Here is a 5,536-nt window from a genome sequence, read left to right on the forward strand (position 1 = left end):
TTGCATTCGAGTTTCGTGGAATAAAAATGGATAAATACACATTTATTGTTGAAATGACTAAAGCGCTGGCTTGGCCCGCTACGATTGCAGGCGGCTTGATTTTGCTCAGAAAACCTTTATTGGCCTTAGTTCCGTTCATGCGAAAGCTGAAATATAAAGAGCTTGAAATGGAGTTTTCAGAACAGGTACAAGCCTTGAAATCTGAAGCGAATATCACTGAGAAAGAGGAAGTAGATACACCTGCAATGAGTATCCTGTCTTTTTCAACGCGTGCGGCTGTCCTTGAAGCTTGGATGGAACTAGAAAGTGCGTCTGCATCTAAGGCAGCTTCATTCTGGAGTACATCAAATACAACGCCATTCAAAAACAATTTTCAGTTGGGTAGCTATCTTCATCAATGTGGAGTGCTTAATGAACAACAACTTAAATCATTTAACGAGCTTCGGCAGCTACGAAATCAGTTAGTACACTCTGATGTTACAAACCTAAAAGAGAGTGATGCAAAGGCTTATATTACAGTGGCGTCGAATTTAGTGAACCAAATCAGCAGCATTTAAGCCGCAATTTAACAATCTGTTTAAGAGTGATTCGCAACGCTTAGCATTTTTACTATGCGTTGTGTTTAGTGCTTAAGGTGGTATGCGGAAGCATCGGTATTGCGTTGCTCACACCTTAACAGGGCGTTATGAAGCTTTAAAAATCAAATGGTTGCTGGTTTTAATCTGTCGCAGAAGCGCAGTTTTCTTGCTTCGTTTATACCTCCAAAATCTGTTCTGTATTAGCAAATTCGCCGCATGAATTTTGGTGGTCACGCCAATATGCCGACTAACCATAGGGCGTTGTTCAAGCTGTATTTCCGGCAATTAGCTGTTGGCTATGTGCTGCGGCACGAGCGTTCAACCTTCAATTCCGTGTCAGGTTTTATATTCAATTTGGTTGCACTGTCAGGCGATTATATCGATAAACGTTCATTCATAATTTTCTGCAATTTCCCTAGCCAATCGCCTCTACTGTGCTTTAAATCTGATGGTTCATATTGTGCACCGGCTCGTAGAATCAATACGAAACTTGAGTTAGGGTAAATATTGTCGTTTAGCGCTATTCTTAGATGACCTTTGCATTTAAGTTTATGTTTTAGAGTTCATTTTTGGCTTTGGAGCTTGAGTTAGGCTTCATAACAATTTGCTCAAGTGGGACAACCAACGCTGGGTGAGTTTGGTTTTAAATTCAGCATCGGTGTTTACGGTGCAGTAGGTAAGTTTCGGGGCAAGCGTTGGCTGCCCCTTAGCAAGGCGTTAGCTAGCAGGTCAAGCAACATTGAATTATAAAGGTTTTCTAATATGGATTTTAAACTTAATCATGATGACAACAACTATTTGCTCATCGCAGACAACGAAACAATCATGAAAATCAACAAAAACGCTTTAACCGCAGAGGAAATGGATAGCCTATTTGATCGGTTTGCTCAAGTGTTTGAAGCTGGTGCATTGTTAGGCTTTCATTTAACAAAAATGGCTAATAGTGATATAGCGCTAGACATGTTGAGAGCAGGAAAAGCTATTCATGTCGATGCTACATCAAGAGGCATAGACGCTAGCAATCAACCTACTAGCTAACAAGGCGCTCAACAGTGACCCAAAACGCGTGGCATTTTTGCTTCGCAAAAGTATATGCCAAGGTTTTGGGCACGTTAGCTTGGCGTTATGTGTACGAAGAGGGTTATAAAATGTTCCGTGAACTAATCGAGCTTGCACGAGCAAAATTAAGAGTTCAGGAGTTTAGCGGTAAAGTTAGTTGCGGTCAGGTGTCAGCAGCAATTGAAACTGCATCTGGTCAATTATTTAGCGGTGTTTGCATTGATACTTCTTGCTCATTGGGAATTTGTGCAGAACGAAATGCGATTGGAACCATGGTAACTGAACAAGAGTTTAAAATAACCAAACTTGTCTGTATCAAAGGTAATGAGTTCATTTTTCCCTGTGGTGCTTGCCAAGAATTACTTATGCAGCTACATCCTGAAAATGCTGAACTCGAAATACTGGTTAATGATAATGGCTCCACTCTCAAGCTAAAAGAATTAATGCCTTATTGGTGGGGTAACACATAACAAGGCGCTCAACTGGACTAACAAACGCTAGGCACTTTTGGTCTGATTAGCAGCAGTGATTACTGTGGCAATTTCAAGTTAAGCGGTTATGTTTGTTAGCCAGTTAGCTTGGCGTTATGTATCTGAGTATCATTCGCACTAATAGAGGAAGAAAATGAACATAGACAAGGTTGAAACACTCAATATAGTTAGTCTATTCAAACTGATAATCTTCAATATCTTAACCTTAGGTATATATGGTGGTCAGTACATCAAGCTATTATCAGAAAAACTAAATCAGCTCGACGATATCAAGCATCCTATCAATCTTCATTTATGCTTAACGATTGTCACGCTCATTTATGTAAATGCATTATTTTCAATTTCTACAGTCTTCTATAGTGGTTCAGAGCTTTTTCATGCTGCTAGTTCACTAGTATCCTTAATCACATGGGTTGCAGTACTAGTTTGGGCGTTGAAAGTTCGAGACATACTAAATTCCACGTTATTGCTAAAAAAAGGGGACGAAAATTGGTTTAGCCTAGCTTGGACAGTTATCTTCAATTACCTATATTTCAACCATAAAATAGAACTCATCTGTAGAGGCCCGAGTCGTGACAGTGTCGAGAATACATAACAAGTTGTTCAACAGGGACAAAAAACGCGTGCCATTTTCCGCTTCGCTACAAAGTGTGGCACACTAGTTTTTTGCCCGTTAACAAGGCGTTATGCGACTCAGGAAAAAGGAGTTTCGAGTGGAAGAAATAATTGATGAATTAGTAGCTCAGGGGTATGAGGTATCTGGCAGTAATTCAAGTATTCGAGTAAAAATGGGTGGGTTAACAGGTAAGGCTGTAATTCGTAAAAGTGTCTATTCAAATACTTTTGTAGTGGTGACTCATACTTGGATTCAGCTTATCGCCCTAACGCTGGCACTTTCTTCAATCCTATCGTCTATTTTCAGTCAGTGGGGACAGCCCGAATTAAGTGGTGCGATGTGGTTTAGTTTTTCGGTTGGCATTCCTGTAGTTCTAACAGGTTTTGTATCTGCAGTTATTTCAGAAATTCATTTACAACCCGTCCGTCAGATCGTTCGAATGGCGAATTCAAAGCAACCACCACCAGTCGCATAACAAGGCGTTTAAGACGGATTCACAACGCTTGGCATTTTTGGTTTGATTCGGCTTTAGTGATTACGGCACAATGGTTTAGGTAAGGTGGTAGCGTTGCTCACCACTTAACGCGGCGTTATGGCGCAGTCAGGCTTTGAAGTCAGTCGCAGCACTTCAATCATCATTCTCGATAAATTTTGATAAAGCCTTAGAATTCAAACTAGTGAACGCATAGTGAGGCGAAGATGGAAAAGACAGAATTCATTCAAAAACACCTAATTGAGAAGGGTGTCCCAGCAGATTTAACTAAGCCAACAGCGTTTATTTGGTCTAGATATAAAGACCCTTCCCAAAAGCCTCTAGTCTTTCAATCTCCTGTAAAAATACTCATAACACATGGCTTATTTATGGGGCTATTATGGGGAGTGTTGATGTGGGTATTTTTTTGGCATTCAGAGCCAAATAATTGGGTAACATATCTTGTCTCAGGATCTCTATTTGGTGTTTGTATGGGACTAATCAACGTATTTCGCACCATTAAGGCTCGAAAGCTTTTGGGTGAAAAAAACTGGGAAACTTGGTGTCAGCAACACTATAAGTAAAGCGCCATAACAAGTTGTTCAACAGGGACTCCTAACGCTTGGCCACTTTCGTTCAAATCAGCTTCGGTGTTTAGGGCAAAAAATTTAAGTTGGGTGGCTTTGCGTTGTCGCCCGTTAACAAGGCGTTATGTTTTTGAGGAAATATGGATTTACGAAAGGTTACCACAGCAGAGGTTTTACCCATTAGGCATCTTGTTTTATGGCCTAATAAATCGCCTTCATTCTGCGAAGTCGAAGGGGATGACTCTGCTACTCACTATGGCGCGTATGCTGGCGGGAAACTGGTATGTGTAGCATCTGTTTATAATAATGGTCATGAAGCTAGGCTCAGAAAATTTGCTACTCTGCCTGAATACCAAGGGCAAGGAATCGGCACTAAGGTTATCGAGAGTCTGGTGCGTGATTTGAAGCGTGAAAATGTTAGTTATTTCTGGTGTGACGCACAAACTTCAGCATTGTCTTTCTATCAGAAGTTTGGGTTGTGTGTTGAAGGTGAAGAGTTTCACAAATCAAATGTAGCGTACTTCAAAATGTCTGTTTCGTGGGTGCAAGAACCACAAACATAACAAGGCATTTAAGACGGATTCCCAACGCTTGGCGCTCTGCATTCTAAGTTGGGTTTAGTGTTTAAGGTACAATGGTTTAGTTTGGGTGGTAGGCGTTGCTCACCACTTAATGCGGCGTTAGGGCTCATATCAACCTAAGGAGTGTTTCTATGAGCCTAGAAACCTATTTGAAAATTCGAGGATCAAATCCAAACTCTAGCTTTTCATGATTCTTAAAGCTAGCCTCCATTGCCGGATGATTCGGATTTACAACATAGTTATTGTCTCTGGGGGAGATAGTTGATGGTACTTGTAGGGCGGCATACTGGGGCTCAACCGCATTAAGAAACTCATCACCAATTTCCTGTGTTTCTTCACCTGCCGGAATGCTTCTCCATGTTTCAGGTAAATCTTCCTCATCCAGTTTTACAATAAGCTCGTCTGGTACTTCAATGCGATACAGATCGTATTGGTCAACTATGTTTGGGTCATTATTCACATGAACAAATACTTCCAACGAGCATAAAGACTCTGATTCAGCGAAATACAAAGCTTCTGTGCCTTTGGAGTTCCACCTGCCTCCATAAAGTTTTGCTCCTGCGGGGCTGAAAGGTGTATCCGCAAATTTTTTCTGTGTTAGACGGTAAAGCTTCATTACGAGAAAACTCCGTGTTCAACCCTGCCGATAAGATCTTTCACAATTTCAAAGTCTACAGTAGTCGATACCATATCCAATGGCCTTTTCCCGCCTAAGCCATAGACATTTTCACGCATCCACTCTAGAGCTCTTTTCTCATCATTAAATAACTCGGTAGCTAACTTAATGAGCATCGCTAATCTATAAATGGCATCGCTTTCTTGTGTATTAAAGCGTTCCCCATTCTTAAGTCGGCGCTTGATTGTACTTACGGGGATATGCGTAACATTGTGAAATTCACTTTGAGATAGCTTTGTCCTTTCTATAATATTGCGGTATACCTTTGGTTTAAACCTTGGTGCACGGCATCTGTTCGTGCAGTTTTTGCATCTTCAATCCCAAGGCTATACCAGAAACTTGTTTTGTTGCCTCGTTTCGGCTTAAAACTTTTTAGTTCAACAGTAGCCATAGCAATTCTCCAGATTTGAGTTCATATGACCCTATTATATTGGCTCAAATGGTCTGGTAATGCAATGGCAGTTTAAACTGAGCCC

Annotated in this window: 8 protein-coding genes and 1 pseudogene; 7 read left to right on the forward strand and 2 right to left on the reverse strand. The window is 40.9% G+C overall.

The features are described from left to right. The 7 genes from UA76_RS03665 to UA76_RS03695 all read left to right on the forward strand — a co-directional run. Positions 1-557, forward strand: a 557-nt coding sequence (locus tag UA76_RS03665) for a hypothetical protein (RefSeq protein ID WP_238322165.1), incomplete at its 5' end; no start/stop codon positions are given. 783 nt (positions 558-1,340) lie between these two features. Continuing rightward, positions 1,341-1,616, forward strand: coding sequence for a hypothetical protein (locus tag UA76_RS03670; protein ID WP_047043170.1), 276 nt, complete (start codon positions 1,341-1,343; stop codon positions 1,614-1,616). A 14-nt stretch (positions 1,617-1,630) separates the two neighbouring features. Further along, positions 1,631-2,107, forward strand: coding sequence for a cytidine deaminase family protein (locus tag UA76_RS03675; RefSeq protein WP_202906907.1), 477 nt, complete (start codon positions 1,631-1,633; stop codon positions 2,105-2,107). A 154-nt stretch (positions 2,108-2,261) separates the two neighbouring features. Beyond that, complete coding sequence (locus UA76_RS25565; RefSeq protein ID WP_047043173.1) at positions 2,262-2,723, forward strand: DUF4234 domain-containing protein; 462 nt, start codon at positions 2,262-2,264, stop codon at positions 2,721-2,723. 118 nt (positions 2,724-2,841) lie between these two features. After that, entirely contained in the window at positions 2,842-3,219 is a 378-nt protein-coding gene (locus UA76_RS03685) for a hypothetical protein (protein ID WP_047043176.1), read from the forward strand. Positions 3,220-3,443: 224 nt separating this feature from the next. After that, positions 3,444-3,800, forward strand: coding sequence for a DUF6404 family protein (locus UA76_RS03690; RefSeq protein ID WP_047043180.1), 357 nt, complete (start codon positions 3,444-3,446; stop codon positions 3,798-3,800). A 143-nt stretch (positions 3,801-3,943) separates the two neighbouring features. Next, positions 3,944-4,366, forward strand: a complete 423-nt coding sequence (locus UA76_RS03695) for a GNAT family N-acetyltransferase (protein WP_047043182.1) — start codon at positions 3,944-3,946, stop codon at positions 4,364-4,366. Between the two features lie 163 nt (positions 4,367-4,529). Here the strand turns inward: UA76_RS03695 and UA76_RS03700 are convergent, their stop codons facing one another. Together UA76_RS03700 and parS are read right to left on the reverse strand one after the other, a co-directional pair. After that, positions 4,530-5,000 carry an RES family NAD+ phosphorylase gene (locus tag UA76_RS03700; RefSeq protein WP_047043184.1) on the reverse strand — a complete coding sequence of 157 codons (471 nt, stop codon included), beginning with the start codon at positions 4,998-5,000 and terminating at the stop codon, positions 4,530-4,532. Beyond that, positions 5,000-5,451, reverse strand: a pseudogene (gene parS, locus UA76_RS22870) (type II RES/Xre toxin-antitoxin system antitoxin). Before parS ends, UA76_RS03700 begins: the two are co-directional and overlap by 1 nt. Positions 5,452-5,536: the final 85 nt, after the last annotated feature.

The sequence above is a fragment of the Vibrio mexicanus genome (genome assembly GCF_001012815.1).
Taxonomy (GTDB): Bacteria; Pseudomonadota; Gammaproteobacteria; order Enterobacterales; family Vibrionaceae; genus Vibrio; species Vibrio mexicanus.